At 73.0% G+C, this 14,142-nt stretch carries 12 protein-coding genes, 1 pseudogene and 1 riboswitch; of the genes and pseudogenes, 8 read left to right on the top strand and 5 right to left on the bottom strand.

Annotated elements, in window-relative coordinates; all coding sequences use genetic code 11:
* Positions 1 to 398 (top strand): ricin-type beta-trefoil lectin domain protein (locus tag ACGF12_RS36770; protein WP_393040413.1); only part of this gene is annotated, 398 nt, incomplete at its 5' end.
* Between the two features lie 78 nt (positions 399 to 476).
* On the opposite strand, the gene ACGF12_RS36765 is transcribed toward ACGF12_RS36770, so the two are convergent.
* Positions 477 to 1,262 (bottom strand): DeoR/GlpR family DNA-binding transcription regulator, encoded by a 786-nt coding sequence (locus tag ACGF12_RS36765; RefSeq protein WP_393040410.1) that lies wholly within the window; start codon positions 1,260 to 1,262, stop codon positions 477 to 479.
* A 215-nt stretch (positions 1,263 to 1,477) separates the two neighbouring features.
* On the opposite strand from ACGF12_RS36765, the gene ACGF12_RS36760 reads away from it, so the two are divergent.
* From ACGF12_RS36760 to ACGF12_RS36745, 4 genes are read left to right on the top strand one after another with little or no spacing between them, the layout of a single operon-like run.
* A complete protein-coding gene (locus ACGF12_RS36760) occupies positions 1,478 to 2,350 on the top strand; it encodes an SIS domain-containing protein (RefSeq protein WP_393040407.1) in 873 nt (290 codons plus the stop codon).
* On the top strand, positions 2,347 to 3,273 hold the full coding sequence (locus ACGF12_RS36755; RefSeq protein WP_393040404.1) for an ROK family protein: 927 nt from the start codon (positions 2,347 to 2,349) through the stop codon (positions 3,271 to 3,273). Before ACGF12_RS36760 ends, ACGF12_RS36755 begins: the two co-directional genes overlap by 4 nt.
* Positions 3,270 to 4,220 (top strand): 1-phosphofructokinase family hexose kinase, encoded by a 951-nt coding sequence (locus ACGF12_RS36750; protein WP_393040401.1) that lies wholly within the window; start codon positions 3,270 to 3,272, stop codon positions 4,218 to 4,220. Before ACGF12_RS36755 ends, ACGF12_RS36750 begins: the two co-directional genes overlap by 4 nt.
* On the top strand, positions 4,211 to 5,053 hold the full coding sequence (locus ACGF12_RS36745; protein WP_393040398.1) for a ketose-bisphosphate aldolase: 843 nt from the start codon (positions 4,211 to 4,213) through the stop codon (positions 5,051 to 5,053). Before ACGF12_RS36750 ends, ACGF12_RS36745 begins: the two co-directional genes overlap by 10 nt.
* A gap of 69 nt (positions 5,054 to 5,122) precedes the next feature.
* Here ACGF12_RS36745 and ACGF12_RS36740 read toward each other — a convergent pair.
* Positions 5,123 to 5,239, bottom strand: a pseudogene (locus tag ACGF12_RS36740) (phosphatase PAP2 family protein); the annotation flags it as partial.
* A gap of 97 nt (positions 5,240 to 5,336) precedes the next feature.
* Positions 5,337 to 5,579, top strand: a riboswitch (cobalamin riboswitch).
* 156 nt (positions 5,580 to 5,735) lie between these two features.
* Here ACGF12_RS36740 and metE point away from each other — a divergent pair.
* Together metE and ACGF12_RS36730 are read left to right on the top strand one after the other, a co-directional pair.
* Entirely contained in the window at positions 5,736 to 8,066 is a 2,331-nt protein-coding gene (gene metE, locus ACGF12_RS36735) for a 5-methyltetrahydropteroyltriglutamate--homocysteine S-methyltransferase (protein WP_393040395.1), read from the top strand.
* A gap of 9 nt (positions 8,067 to 8,075) precedes the next feature.
* Positions 8,076 to 8,213, top strand: a complete 138-nt coding sequence (locus tag ACGF12_RS36730; protein ID WP_393040392.1) for a hypothetical protein — start codon at positions 8,076 to 8,078, stop codon at positions 8,211 to 8,213.
* Positions 8,214 to 8,325: 112 nt separating this feature from the next.
* Here the strand turns inward: ACGF12_RS36730 and ACGF12_RS36725 are convergent, their stop codons facing one another.
* The 3 genes from ACGF12_RS36725 to aceA all read right to left on the bottom strand — a co-directional run bounded on the left by ACGF12_RS36725 (position 8,326) and on the right by aceA (position 12,289).
* Positions 8,326 to 9,192, bottom strand: a complete 867-nt coding sequence (locus tag ACGF12_RS36725; protein WP_393040390.1) for a 3-hydroxybutyryl-CoA dehydrogenase — start codon at positions 9,190 to 9,192, stop codon at positions 8,326 to 8,328.
* Between the two features lie 26 nt (positions 9,193 to 9,218).
* Complete coding sequence (gene aceB / locus ACGF12_RS36720) at positions 9,219 to 10,829, bottom strand: malate synthase A (RefSeq protein ID WP_393040387.1); 1,611 nt, start codon at positions 10,827 to 10,829, stop codon at positions 9,219 to 9,221.
* A gap of 164 nt (positions 10,830 to 10,993) precedes the next feature.
* Positions 10,994 to 12,289 (bottom strand): isocitrate lyase, encoded by a 1,296-nt coding sequence (aceA, locus tag ACGF12_RS36715; RefSeq protein ID WP_393040384.1) that lies wholly within the window; start codon positions 12,287 to 12,289, stop codon positions 10,994 to 10,996.
* 356 nt (positions 12,290 to 12,645) lie between these two features.
* Here aceA and ACGF12_RS36710 point away from each other — a divergent pair, with 356 nt between their 5' ends.
* Positions 12,646 to 14,052 (top strand): short-chain fatty acyl-CoA regulator family protein, encoded by a 1,407-nt coding sequence (locus tag ACGF12_RS36710; RefSeq protein ID WP_393040381.1) that lies wholly within the window; start codon positions 12,646 to 12,648, stop codon positions 14,050 to 14,052.
* The last annotated feature ends 90 nt before the right edge of the window (positions 14,053 to 14,142 follow it).

Here is a 14,142-nt window from a genome sequence, read left to right as displayed (position 1 = left end):
CCGCCACCAACAACCCGGTCGACGTCTACCCCTGCACGAGCAAGAGCAACCAGCAGTGGCAGCGCAACGCCGACGGCTCCGTCCAGCTCCTCCAGGCGGGCGCCGCCAGCCTCTGCCTCACCGCACAGAGCACCGCCACCAAGGGCGCGCTCAACCAGCAGCAGGGGCAGTGGGTCGGCGTCGCGCCCTGCGGCTCGGCACCGGGATACCAGACCTGGACCTACAACCGGGACGGCAACCTGAAGGTCGCCGGCACCAGCTCCTGCCTGGACGTCTACGGCGGCACCACGACGGCGTCCGGCACGCCGGTCGACCTGTACGACTGCGGCGCCACGCCGGACGCGATCCAGACCAACCAGGCCTGGGCCGCACCGTTCAACACCCTGCCAGGGGCGTGACGGACGACGTAGTTCCGGCCGTGCGGGTGGGTTCGGCGGACCCCACCCGTACGGCCTACCCCGCCGCGGACCCGGCCGTCAGACGCAGCGGACGTCCACCCCGCGGGCGGCGAAGCGCTCGACGAGCTCGTCCGGCGCCTCGGCGTCGGTGACCAGCACGGCGATCGCGTCCGTGTCGCAGACCCGCGCGAACGCGCGCCGGCCCAGCTTGGTGGAGTCGGCCACCACGATCACCCGCTCCGCCCGTTCGGCCATCGCGCGGTTGGCGTTCGCCTCACTCTCGTCGTGGGTGGCCGCGCCGAACTGGGGGTCGACGGCGTTCACGCCGAGGATCACGTAGTCCAGTGAGATCGCCTGCAACATCATGGTCGCCAACGGGCCGATCAGCTCATAGGACTGGGGCCGTGCCACGCCGCCCGTGACCACGGTCTTCACGTACGGGCGCACCGCCAGTTCGTTGGCGATGTTGATCGCGTTGGTGACGACGGTCAGTGCCGTCTGGCTGCCGTACCCGGCCAGATCGGTGCGGACGGCGAGCTCACGGGCCACCTCGGAGGTGGTGGTGCCGCCGTTGATCCCGACCACCGAGCCGGGCGGGACGAGTGCGGCGGCGGCTTTGGCGATGCGCTGCTTCTCGCCGGCCTGACGCGCGGTCTTGTAGCGGAGCGGCAGATCGTACGCGACTCCGCTCAGCACCGCGCCACCGCGCGTGCGGGTCAGGACCTGCTGGCGGGCGAGCTCGTCCATGTCCCGTCGCACGGTGGCCGCGGAGACGTTCAGCAGCTCGGCCGCCGTCGCCACATCGATCCGGCCCCGGTCGCCCAGGATCTCGAGCAGGCGAGACCACCGCTCGTGCGGGCCCATTATCACTCCCTCAACTCGGATGTTTCGATCACGAGCCTATCGCTGCCGATCACCGGTGAGCGGTGGCCTGACGCTTCCGGTGACCAGTATTGCTCATAGATGACGTATTGAGCTATGAATAGATCAGTTTCAAGCATTGGCTTGCAGTCCTGAGCGGACGCTCGGGCCGGACCGATGCCCGTGCCGCCCCGAGCCCCTACCGAGGAGAGCCCTGAATGAGCCACGTCGAGCAGGAGATCGCCAGTCAGCCGGAGTGCTGGCGCCGGGCCCTGGAGCTGGAGCCCGCCGGTCTTCCGGAGAAGGGCGAGCGGGTGGCCGTGATCGGGTGCGGCACCTCGCTGTACATCGCCCAGGCGTACGCGTCGTTGCGTGAGGCGGCCGGGCTGGGGGAGACCGACGCGTTCGCGGCCTCGGAGTTCCCGGCCGCGCGTGGCTATGACCGGCTGGTCGCGATCAGTCGCTCCGGGACGACGACCGAGGTGCTCGCCGCCCTCGCTCGTGCCGGACACATTCCGAGCGTGGCGCTGACCGGTGATCTCGACACGCCGATCAGCACGGCCGCGAACACCGTGGTGGACCTGGAGTTCGCGGACGAGAAGTCGGTGGTGCAGACCCGTTTCGCCACCACGGCGCTGGCGCTGCTGCGCAGCCACCTGGGCCTGGCCCCGGCGGACCTGCCCGAGCAGGCCGCGCGGGCGCTGGCCGAGCCCCTGCCCGAAGGGGCCGTCGCGGCGGGCCAGTTCACCTTCGTCGGCACCGGCTGGACGGTCGGTCTGGCCAACGAGGCGGCGCTCAAGCTCCGCGAGGCCTCCGGTGCCTGGACCGAGTCGTACCCGGCGATGGAGTACCGGCACGGTCCGATCAGCATCGCCGCCCCGGGCCGGGTGGTGTGGTTCTTCGGCGAGCCGCCGACCGGGCTGCTGGAGCAGGTCCAGGGCATCGGCGCCGTCACCTCCGTGACCGACCTCGACCCGCTGGCGGACCTGGTGCGCGCCCAGCGCCTGGCCGTGGAGCTGGCCAAGGCCGGCGGCCTGGACCCCGACCAGCCGCGCAACCTGACCCGCTCGATCGTGCTGGCCCAGCCGTGACCAGAGTGATCGCCCTCGATGTCGGCGGCACCTACATCAAGGGCGGCGCGGCCGGCGAGGACGGCATCCTGCACGAGAGCGACCGCTGGTTCACCGGCGCGGAGCGCGGCCCGGACGCGGTGCTGGAGACGGTGCTGGCGGCGGCCCGCGAGCTGGCCGACCGGCACGCTCCGGCGGCGGCGGGCATCGCGGTGCCCGGCATCGTCGACGAGACCGCGGGGACCTCGGTGCTGGCGGCCAACCTCGGCTGGCACGGGCTGCCGTTGCGGGAGTGGCTGGCGGAGGAATTGGGGCTGCCGGTGGCGCTGGGTCACGACGTGCGGGCCGGCGGTCTGGCCGAAGCGCGGATCGGGGCGGGCCGTGGGAGCCGGGACTTCCTGTTCGTCCCGGTCGGCACCGGCATCGCCGCGGCCGTCATGTCCGACGGGAAGGCGGTGACCGGAAGCCACGTCCGGGCCGGGGAGCTCGGACACCTGGTGGTCCGCCCCGGCGGCCAGCCCTGCCCGTGCGGTGGCCGGGGCTGCCTGGAGACCGTCGCCTCCGCGGCCGCCATCGCCCGCCGCTACACCGCCGCCACCGGGGAGGACGCAGTCACCGCCAAGCACGTCGGCGAGCGCGCCGCCGCCGGGGACCAGGCCGCCGTCACGGTCTGGAACGAGGCGATCGAGGCGCTCGCCGACGCCCTGTCCGCCGCCATCACGCTGCTCGACCCCGAGCGCATCGTGATCGGCGGCGGCCTCGCCCGCGCCGGTGACCCCTACTTCACGCCCCTGCGCGCGGCGGTCGCCGAACGGCTCACCTTCCAGACGATGCCGCGGATCCTCCCCGCCGAACTCGGCCACGAAGCCGGCTGCCAGGGCGCTGCCCTCCTCGCCCACGACCTGCTGGCCCACGACCCGCTGCAGCGAAAGGCCGACCGGTGATCCTGACCGTCACGCTCAACGCAGCCCTCGACGTCACCTACCGGATCGACCGGCTGCGCCCACAAGGCAGCAACCGGGTGCGCGCGGCGGCCGAACGGGCGGGCGGCAAGGGCGTCAACGTCTCGCGCGTCCTGCACGCCCTCGGCCACCCGAGCGTCGTCACAGGACTCGTCGGCGGCCTCACCGGCCAGGCGATCCGCGCCGAACTCGCCGCCGCCGGCCTGACCGACCGCATGCTGCCGATCGCGGGCGAGTCCCGGCGGACCGTGGCCGTGGTCGAGGAGAACATCGGGGACACCACGATCCTGCTCGAACCCGGTCCGGTGGTCGAGGTCGAGGAGTGGGCGCGGTTCCTCGACCACTTCGACGAGCTGCTACCGGAGGCCACGGCGGTGGTCCTCTCCGGCAGCCTGCCACGCGGCGTCCCCGACGACGCCTACGCATGCCTGCTCGGGCTCGCGCACGCACGCGGCGTCCCGGCGGTGCTCGACGCCGACGGAACGGCCCTGCGTGCGGGGCTGCCCGTCGGACCGGCCCTGATCAAGCCGAACGCCGACGAACTCGCCTCCGCCACCGGCCTGACCGACCCGGCGGCGGCCGCCCGGGCGCTGCGCGCCGCCGGAGCCGGCGCGGTGGTCGCCTCGCTCGGTGCCGACGGCCTCATCGCCGTGACCCCGCAGGGCAGTTGGCGCGCCCGCCCACCCGAGCGGCTGGCCGGCAACCCCACCGGCGCCGGCGACGCCGCGGTGGCCGCACTCACCCTCGGCCTGGTCACCGGCGCCCCCTGGCCCGACCGGCTCGCCGAGGCCGTGGCGCTGTCCGCGGCCGCCGTCGCCGCACCGCTCGCCGGCGACTTCGACCCCGACGTCCACCGGGCCCTGCGGCCCCGGGTGGACGTCCAACCCTTCGCACCCTTCGCAGCTGAGGAGTTCAACCCGTGCCCCTGACCGGAACCGGCGACATCGTCACTCCCGCGGCGAATGCCGCGCGCGGCATCGGCGCGTTCAACGTCATCCAGCTCGAACACGCCCAGGCCATCGTCGCCGGAGCCGAGGCCGCCGGCGCCCCGGTGGTCCTGCAGCTGAGCGAGAACGCCGTCCGCTACCACGGGGCGCTGACCCCGATAGCCTCCGCCGTGCTCGCCACCGCCCGCACCGCCGCGGTGCCCGTCGCCGTCCACCTCGACCACGCCACCTCCACCGACCTCGTCGCCGAGGCCGTCCAACTCGGCTTCTCCTCGGTCATGTTCGACGCCTCCGTACTGCCCTACGAGGAGAACGTCCGCGCCACCGCCGAGGTGGTCGCCCGCTGCCACGCGGCGGGCGTGTGGGTGGAGGCCGAACTCGGCGAGGTCGGCGGCAAGGACGGCGTCCACGCCCCCGGCGCCCGAACCGTACCCGCCGAGGCGGCCGCCTTCGTCGCCGCCACCGGCGTCGACGCCCTCGCCGTCGCCGTCGGCACCTCCCACGCCATGCTCACCCGCGACGCCGTCCTCGACTACGACCTGATCGCCGAACTACGCGACGCCGTCCCCGTCCCACTGGTCCTGCACGGCTCCTCCGGCGTCGCCGACGAACACCTCGCCCGCGCCGTCGAACACGGCATGACCAAGGTCAACATCGCCACCCACCTCAACCAGGTCTTCACCACCGCCGTGCGCCGCACCCTCGACGACAACCCGTCACTCGTCGATACCCGCCGCTACCTCGGCTCCGGACGAACCGCCATGGCGACCGAGGTCACCCGCCTGCTGCGCGTCCTCAAGGCTCCGACGGCCTGACGCTGCTGATGAGCCGAGGCCCGTCCCCGATGGGACGGGCCTCGCTGTCGTGCTGTTCGGGCCTCACCGCCCGAAACCCGCCACCGCTGCCACGAGGCCGCCGAAGGCGTCCAGGACCCAGTGGTTGCCCGTTGCCACGATCGAGGTCGGCGTGAAAGCCGGATGCAGCAAGCACAGCACCTTCATCATCGGCGTGGCCGCGGGCGGACGTCCTCGCGCCTGACCTCGTCTCAGTATGTGGATGCTTGAGTGATTCTCCGGCCGGGCAGCGGGGGATTGGCCTTAGGCTGGCCGGGCAACTGGTTCGCCCCGTCCGCCAGGCGGGGTGTCGTAAGAGGGAACCCGGTGACGCCTTTCAACTGGCCAGTCCGGGACTGCCCCGCAGCGGTGAGTGGGAACGACCGCCGTCATACGCACTGGGTCCGGAACGGGTCCGGGAAGCGACGGCCAGTAGGTGTTCGTCCCTGGAAGGTCAGGGCGGGTGTGCCCGCGAGTCCGAAGACCTGCCCGTTGCCCGCGTGCGACCGATCGCGCGCGGCCATCCGGTGACCTCGAGGGCGGGTCGGCGACCATACCAGGCGAAGCCGCCCCCATGTGCGGTCGCTCGCCGGGTTCGTCATCCCTTCGCGCCTTCGTCCCGTCCCCGGGACCATGAGGAATCAGGCTCGCGAAGGAGAGTCCCTTGACCACGAAGTCCGCAGCCGCGGCAACTCTCGCCACCGTGTACGGATACCCCCGCCAGGGCCAGGGCCGGGAACTGAAGAAGGCGATCGAGGGCTACTGGAAGGGTGCCGTCACCGCCGAGGAGCTCCAGGCCACCGCCGCCGGGCTGCGCCGCGAGAACTGGGCACAGCTCGCCGAAGCCGGTGTCGGGGAGGTCCCGACCGGCGACTTCTCGTTCTACGACCACGTGCTGGACGCCTCGGTGGCCGTCGGCGCGATCCCCGCCCGGCACCGGGCCGCCGTAGAGGCGGACCCGTTGGACGGGTACTTCGCGATGGCGCGCGGTACCCAGGACGTCGCGCCGCTGGAGATGACCAAGTGGTTCGACACCAACTACCACTACCTGGTGCCCGAGTTGGGGCCGGACACGGCCTTCGCCGCCAACCCGGCCAAGGCGGTCGCCGAACTGCGGGAGGCGCTCGCGCTCGGCCACCGCGCCCGCCCGGTGCTGGTCGGACCGGTCACCTACCTGCTACTGGCCAAGCCCGCCCCGGGCGTGGCCGAGGACTTCCAGCCGATCACCCTGCTGGACCGGCTGCTGCCCGTCTACGCGGAGCTGCTCGCCGACCTGAAGGCCGCGGGCGCCGAGTGGGTGCAGCTGGACGAGCCCGCGCTCGTCCAGGACCGCACCCCGGCCGAGCGCGGGACGATCGAACTGCGTGCCGCCGCCCGCGCCTACCGCGAGCTCGGCGCCCTGGCCGACCGTCCGAAGCTGCTGGTCGCGAGCTACTTCGACCGCCTCGGCGAGGCGCTCCCTGTCCTCGCCAAGGCCCCGGTCGAGGGGCTGGCACTGGACTTCACCGGCCCGGCCGCCGCCAACCTGGACGACCTCGCCGCCGCCGGCGGGCTGCCCGGCAAGCGGCTGGTCGCGGGCGTGGTCGACGGCCGCAACATCTGGATCAACGACCTGGAGAAGTCGCTGGCCACCCTCGCGACCCTGCTCGGCCTCGCCGACCGGGTCGACGTCGCGCCGTCCTGCTCCCTCCTGCACGTGCCGCTGGACGCCTCCGCGGAGCGCGACGTCGACCCGCAGATCCTGCGCTGGCTCGCCTTCGCCGAGCAGAAGGCGCGGGAGGTCGCACTGCTGGCCCGCGGCCTGCGCGAGGGCACCGCCGCGATCGCCGCCGACCTCGCCGCCAACCGCGCCGACCTCGCCTCCCGGGCCAACTCGCCGATCACCCGCGACCCGGCCGTCCGCGCCCGCAGCGCCGCCGTCACCCCCGACGACACCCGTCGCGCCCAGTCCTACCCCGTACGCGCCGAGGCCCAGCGCGCCCGCCTCGGCCTGCCGCTGCTGCCGACCACCACCATCGGCTCCTTCCCGCAGACCACCGAACTGCGCGTCGCCCGAGCCGACTTGAGTGCCGGACGGATCGACGCCGCCGCCTACCGCGAGCGGATCGAGGCGGAGGTCCGCGAGGTCATCGCGTACCAGGAGAAGGCGGGCCTCGACGTCCTGGTGCACGGCGAGCCCGAGCGCAACGACATGGTCCAGTACTTCGCCGAACAGCTCACCGGCTACCTCGCCACCCGGCACGGCTGGGTGCAGTCCTACGGCACCCGCTACGTCCGCCCGCCGGTCCTCGCCGGGGACATCTCCCGCCCGCACCCGATGACCGTCGACTGGTTCCGCTACGCCCAGGGCCTGACCGACCGCCCGGTCAAGGGCATGCTCACCGGCCCGGTCACCATGCTCGCCTGGTCCTTCGTCCGCGACGACCAGCCGCTCGGCGACACCGCCCGGCAGGTGGCGCTGGCCCTGCGCGACGAGGTCACCGACCTGGAGGCCGCCGGCGCCGCCGTCGTCCAGGTCGACGAGCCGGCCCTGCGCGAAACCCTCCCGCTGCGGGCCGCCGACCGCCCGGCCTACCTGGACTGGGCTACTGAGGCGTTCCGCCTGGCCACCTCCGGAGTGCGGGCCGACACCCAGATCCACACCCACATGTGCTACGCGGAGGTCGGCGCGATCATGACGGCGATCGACGAGCTCGACGCGGACGTCATCTCCCTGGAAGCGACGCGCTCACACATGGAGGTGGCCGGCGAACTCGCCGAGGCGGGCTACCCGCGCGAGGTCGGGCCGGGCGTGTGGGACATCCACTCCCCTCGGATCCCGAGCACGGAGGAGGCGGTGGAGCTCCTGCGCGCAGGCCTCGCCGCGATCCCGGCCGAGCGGCTCTGGGTCAACCCCGACTGCGGCCTGAAGACCCGCGGGTGGGCGGAGACCCGCGCCTCCCTCGACAGCCTGGTCGGCGCCGCCCGCCGGCTGCGGGAGGAACTGGCCGGCTGACCTGCCGGCGTGAACCCGGACGGGCGGGCGGCAGACCACGCGCTGCGCCCGCCCGTCCTGGTGGCCGCGCAGGGCGCCCGGGCGCTGCGCCTCCTGCGGGCCTCCGTCCTGGTGGCCGTGGCCCGGGACGGCGCACCCTGCTGCTGAGTCCCGCGCACCTCGGGCGCGGGACTCAGCAGCAGGGCTGGGGGCAGCACGAGGCCCCGCCGGTGTCCGGCCCTCCGCGACAGAGGCCGGGACACCGGCGGGGCGCGCTTGGTCAGACCGCGCGGTGTGTGTGGAACCCCTGTCCGGTCTTGCGGCCGAGCAGGCCCGCGTCGACCATCCGGGACAGCAGTGGCGGAGCGGCGTACAGCGGCTCCTTGTACTCCTCGTACATCGACCGCGCGATCGCTTCGACGGTGTCCAGGCCGATGAGGTCGGCGAGTTGGAGGGGGCCCATGGGGTGGGCGCAGCCGTGGACCATGCCGGCGTCGATGTCCTCGGGGGTGGCGTGGCCGGCTTCGGCCATCCGGATCGCGGACAGCAGGTAGGGCACGAGCAGGGCGTTGACGACGAAGCCGGCCCGGTCGCGGGAGTGGACGACGTGCTTGCCGAGGACGTCGCGTGCGAAGCTCTCGGCGCGCGTCAGGACGGCTGATGAGGTGTGCAGCGAGGAGACCAGTTCCACCAGGGGCATCACCGGGGCCGGGTTGAAGAAGTGCAGCCCGAGGACGTGGGAGGCGCGGCCGGTGGTGATGCCGAGGCGGGTGATCGGGATGGACGAGGTGTTGGTGGCGAGGATCGCGTCGTCGGCGGTGAGGATCTTGTCGAGGGTGGTGAGCACGTCGGTCTTGGCGTGTTCGTCCTCGACGACGGCCTCGACGACGAGCTGGCGGTCGGCGAGCGCTTGGAGGTCGTCGGCGAACAGCAGGTGGGCCCAGGTGTCCTCGCGGTCGGTCGGACCGATGCGGCCGCGGTCGACGGCGCGGTGCAGGGAGCGGTCGATGCGGCCGCGGGCGGCCCGGAGCGCGGCCGGGTCCTTCTCGCAGACGATGGTGTCCAGGCCGGCGCGGGCGAAGACCTCGGCGATGCCGGAGCCCATCTGTCCGGCGCCGACGACGGCGACGCGGCGGATGTCGTTCATGGCTGCCTCCGAAGTGGGCGGGCGGGTCAGGCCGCGGCGCTGACGCGGACGAGGTGGCGGGCGTAGGCCTCGGTGGTGAGGAAGGCGGGGAGGTCGACGCCGAGGGCGGTCTCCTGAAGGATCCGCACCGCGTTGTCGAGCAGTTCGGGATCGACGCCTTCGGTGATGAGGGTGGCCCGCTCGCGGTCGATCAGCCGGTGCACCAGGTCCGGGGTGGCGAGCGAGCCGCCGGTCAGCCGGGTGCAGTGGTGCAGCCACTGCCAGATCTGGCAGCGGGCGATCTCGGCGGTGGCGACGTCCTCCATCAGGCCGAAGACGGCGACCGCCCCGGCGCCGCCGAGCCACGCGGTGAGGTAACGCAGGGCGACGGCGACATTGGAACGCAGCCCGTGGTCGGTCGGCAGGCAGGGGGAGAGGCGGTGGACGGCGAGCAGGTCGGCGGCGGTGACCTCGACGTCCTCGCGGGTGCGGTCGAGCTGGTGGGGGCGGTCGCCGAGGACGGCGTCGAAGGCGGTGCGGCAGGTGGCGACGAGGCCGGGGTGGGCCACCCAGGAGCCGTCGAAGCCGTCGCCGGCCTCCCGCTCCTTGTCGGCGCGGACCTTGGTCAGGGCCGCCTCGTTGGCGGCCGGGTCGCGCTGCGGGACGGCGGCGGCCATGCCGCCGATGGCGTGGGCGCCGCGGCGGTGGCAGGTGCGCACCAGCAGGTCCGTGTAGGCACGCATGAAGGGCTGCGTCATGGTGAGGGTGGCACGGTCGGGCAGGACGTAGCGCGGGCCGTGGTGGGCGAAGTTCTTGATGAGGCTGAACAGGTAGTCCCAGCGGCCCGCGTTCAACCCGGCGGCGTGGTCGCGCAGTTCGTAGAGGATCTCGTCCATCTCGAAGGCGGCGGTGATGGTCTCGATCAGGACGGTCGCGCGGACGGTGCCGTACGGGATGCCCAACTCGCGCTGGGCGAAGGCGAAGACGTCGTTCCAGAGGCGGGCTTCGAGGTGGTTCTCCAGCTTGGGCAGGTAGAAGTACGGGCCGCCGCCGCGCTCGATCTGCCGCCGGCCGCAGTGGAAGAGGTAGAGGCCGAAGTCGACCAGGGCGCCGATGGCCGGGCGGCCGTCGATCAGCAGGTGTGCCTCGTCGAGGTGCCAGCCGCGGGGGCGGACCACGATGGTGGCGGGGGTGTCCCCGACCCGGTACCGCTTGCCCTCAGGCGTGGTGTCGTCGATCCGGCGCTCGATCGCGTCGATCAGGTTCAGCTGGCCGTTGATGAGGTTGTGCCAGGTGGGGGAGGTGGCGTCCCCGAAGTCCGCGAGCCACACCTTCGCACCGGAGTTGAGGGCGTTGACGGCCATCCGGCGCTCGGGCGGGCCGGTGATCTCCACCCGGCGGTCGGCGAGGCCGGGCCCGGGGCCGGCCACTCGCCAGCTGGAGTCCTCGCGGACGACGCGGGTCTCCGGGAGGAAGTCCAGGGTCCCGCCGGCGGCCAGCGCGGCGGCGCGGCGCCGGCGTTCGGTGAGCAGTTCGGTGCGCCGGGCGGTGAACTCGTCGTACAGACGGGCGAGGAAGTCGAGCGCCTCGGGGGTGAGGATCTCCTCGAAGCGGTCCTCGTGTTCTCCGAGGACCTCGACGCGACTGGACTGGCTCATCCGGTTCTCCAGGAAGCAGGTGGTGACGGGTGGGGCCCGGGGCCTCGTCCCTCAACGAGGCCCCGGGCGGGTGGGCGGCACGGAGCTCCCTCGCTCCGCCGTGCGAGCCGCCGGGGGTGGCACGGTCCGGCGGGCTCGGGTCGAGCACGCCGGACGGCCTGGCATCAGTGGAACTGCTCGGCCTCGGTGGAGCCGGTCAGCGCGAGGGTCTCGGCGTTCGGGTTGAGCGCGGTGGAGACCAGGTCGAAGTACCCGGTGCCGACTTCGCGCTGGTGCTTCACGGCGGTGTAGCCGTCCGGCACGGCGGCGAACTCGGCCTCCTGGAGGTCGACGTAGGCGGTCATGCCGTGCTCGGCGTAGCCGCGGGCGAGCTGGAACATCGAGTGGTTGAGGGCGTGGAAGCCGGCCAGCGTGATGAACTGGAAGCGGTAGCCCATCGCGCCCAGCTCCCGCTGGAACTTGGCGATCTGGTCGTCGTCCAGGGCGGCCTTCCAGTTGAAGGACGGCGAGCAGTTGTAGGCGAGCATCTTGTCCGGGTGCTCGGCCTTGATCGCCTCGGCGAACTCGCGGGCCTGGTCGAGGTCCGGGGTGCCGGTCTCCACCCACAGCAGGTCGGCGTACGGGGCGAAGGCGAGGCCGCGGGAGATGACCGGGGCCATACCGGGCTCGACCCGGTAGAAGCCCTCGGCGGTGCGCTCGCCGGTGCAGAAGCGGGCGTCGCGCTCGTCCACGTCGGTGGTCAGCAGGTTCGCGGCGAGTGCGTCGGTGCGGGCCACGATGACGGTCGGCACGTCCGCGATGTCGGCCGCCAGGCGGGCGGAGTTGAGGGTGCGGATGTGCTGGGCGGTGGGGACGAGGACCTTGCCGCCGAGGTGGCCGCACTTCTTCTCGGAGGCGAGCTGGTCCTCGTAGTGGATGCCCGCGGCGCCGGCGGCGATCATGCCCTTGGTGAGCTCGAAGGCGTTCAGCGGGCCGCCGAAGCCGGCCTCGGCGTCGGCGACGATCGGCACCAGCCAGTCCGGGCCGCCGTCGGTGCCCTCGGCGGCGTCGATCCCGTCGGCCCGCAGCAGGGCGTTGTTGATCCGACGCACCACCTGGGGAACGGAGTTGGCGGGGTAGAGGCTCTGGTCGGGGTACGTCTGACCGGCCTGGTTGGCGTCGGCCGCGACCTGCCAGCCGGACAGGTAGATCGCCTGCAGCCCGGCCTTGACCATCTGGACGGCCTGGCCGCCGGTGAGCGCGCCGAGCGCGTGGATGTGGTCCTGCTCGTGCAGCTGGCGCCAGAGCCGTTCGGCGCCGCGCCGTGCCAGCGTGTGCTCCTCGCGCACCGTGCCGGACAGGCGCACCACGTCGGCCGCCGCGTACGTGCGCTCGACGCCGGCCCAGCGGGGGTCGGACGCCCACCGCGCGGCCAGCTCCGCCGCCTGCTGCTCCTGCTGCTGCCGAACCGACTGGGTCATGGTGATCCGCTCCCGGGGATGTCTTGCGAAGGATGTGAGGCACCTCTCACCACGGTGACGAGAGGGTGGCCGGGCGGTGCCGGGCTACGGTGGAACACCGCGGGACGTGGTCGCCCGGACAACGGATCACAGCAGTTGACCTGCCGTTTCGGCGCTGTCCTGCGCGCCTCCCGGCCGCAGGACCGACTCTGGCACCCGGTGGCGCCGCCGTCACCGATGGAGCGATGCCAATTTCTGCGAAGCGTCATCGGCGAATCTGCGAAGCCTGCGAAGATCCTCTCCGCGCCGTCCCGGCTAGGCTGCCCCCACGAGGCCGACCCGTCGGCCGACCGTCGACGTGGGGGGAGACCAGGACGATGGGAAAGGCCTTCGCAGGCGCCGGACTCCGTCGGCTCAGGGAGGAACGCGGACTGAGCCAGGCCGCCATGGCACGACTCGTCGACCTCTCGCCCAGCTACCTCAACCAACTGGAGCACGACGCCCGCCCCTTGACCGTCCCCGTCCTGCTGCGCCTGACCGAGGCGTTCGGAGTCGAGGCCGGATACTTCGCCCCGCCGGACAGCGCCCGGCTCACCGCCGAACTGCGCGACTGCCTCGGGGACGAGATCGCGGCCGGCCGCATCACCCCGGGCGACCTCGACGAGGTCGCCGCCCGCCTGCCCGCCGTGGCCCGGCTGCTGACGGACCTGGGCCGCGGGCGCCGCGCCATGGCCGAACAGCTCGCCGTACTCGCGGGCGACCGGGGCCCCGGCGCCGACGCCGCCCGCACGCCGCACGAACAGGTCCGCGAGTTCTTCTACCGCCGCCAGAACTACGTTCACGAACTCGACACCGCGGCCGAGGAGTTGGCGGGCGACATCCGGCTGAGGCGCGGCGAGGTCGGAGCGGTGCTGGCCGAACGGCTGACCTCCGCACACGGCGTCCGGATCGCCGCCGGCGGGGACCAACTCCACCGGTACGACCCGCGGCAACGGATCCTGCGGCTGTCGGACCGGCTGCGCCCCGGCCAGCAGGCCTTCCGCCTGGCCACCCAACTGGCGTACCTGGAGCATGACGCGCTGCTCACCGAACTCGCCGCCCAGGACGACCCCGAGGGCTCGGCGGCCCACTCGCTCACCCGGATCGGCCTGGCCAGCTACTTCGCCGCCGCCCTCGTCCTGCCCTACGCCGCCTTCCACGCCGAGGCCGAGTCGGCGCGCTACGACATCGAGCACCTCGCCGACCACTTCGGCGTCGGCTACGAGACGGTCTGCCACCGCCTCAGCACCCTGCAGCGCGCCGGCCTGCGGGGGGTGCCGTTCTCCTTCGTGCGCGTCGACCGCGCCGGGAACGTCTCCAAGCGGCAGTCCGCCACGGCCTTCCACTTCTCCCGCACCGGCGGCACCTGCCCGCTGTGGAACGTCTACGACGCCTTCGCCGCACCGGGCCGCGTCCACGTCCAGGTCGCCGCCATGCCGGACGGCCGCCGCTACCTGTGGACCGCCCGTGCCGTCACCCGCTCACCCGGCGGCTGGGGCCGGCCCGGCAAGACCTTCGCGATCGGACTCGGCTGCGAGATCCGCCACGCCGGCCGGCTCGTGTACGCCGCCGGCCTGGACCTCGGCGACGAGGCCGCCGCCACCCCCATCGGTCTCGGCTGCAAGGTCTGCGAACGCCCCGCCTGCGCGCAGCGCTCGGCCCCGGCCATCGGTCGGCCACTGGCCGTTGACGAGCACACCAGCACGTTCATCCCGTACTCCGTCCGTGTCGACCTGGAACGCTAGGAGCGTGGGTCAGTAAGCGGCAACCCGCGTGTGGCTTGTGATCATTCGTACGAGATGATCCTGGTATGCGTGATCAGGAGGGGTTGTTCG

This window comes from Kitasatospora sp. NPDC048296 (assembly GCF_043201815.1).
Taxonomy (GTDB): Bacteria; Actinomycetota; Actinomycetes; order Streptomycetales; family Streptomycetaceae; genus Kitasatospora.
This window is presented reverse-complemented; position numbering and strand designations above follow the sequence as displayed.

Bases quoted from the DNA above. Each gene is read 5' to 3' on its own strand.
- ACGF12_RS36765 (WP_393040410.1), bottom strand. From the start codon at position 1,262: ATGGGCCCGCACGAGCGGTGGTCTCGCCTGCTCGAGATCCTGGGCGAC.
- ACGF12_RS36760 (WP_393040407.1), top strand. From the start codon at position 1,478: ATGAGCCACGTCGAGCAGGAGATCGCCAGTCAGCCGGAGTGCTGGCGC.
- ACGF12_RS36725 (WP_393040390.1), bottom strand. From the start codon at position 9,192: ATGAACGACATCCGCCGCGTCGCCGTCGTCGGCGCCGGACAGATGGGC.
- aceB (WP_393040387.1), bottom strand. From the start codon at position 10,829: ATGAGCCAGTCCAGTCGCGTCGAGGTCCTCGGAGAACACGAGGACCGC.
- aceA (WP_393040384.1), bottom strand. From the start codon at position 12,289: ATGACCCAGTCGGTTCGGCAGCAGCAGGAGCAGCAGGCGGCGGAGCTG.
- ACGF12_RS36710 (WP_393040381.1), top strand. From the start codon at position 12,646: ATGGGAAAGGCCTTCGCAGGCGCCGGACTCCGTCGGCTCAGGGAGGAA.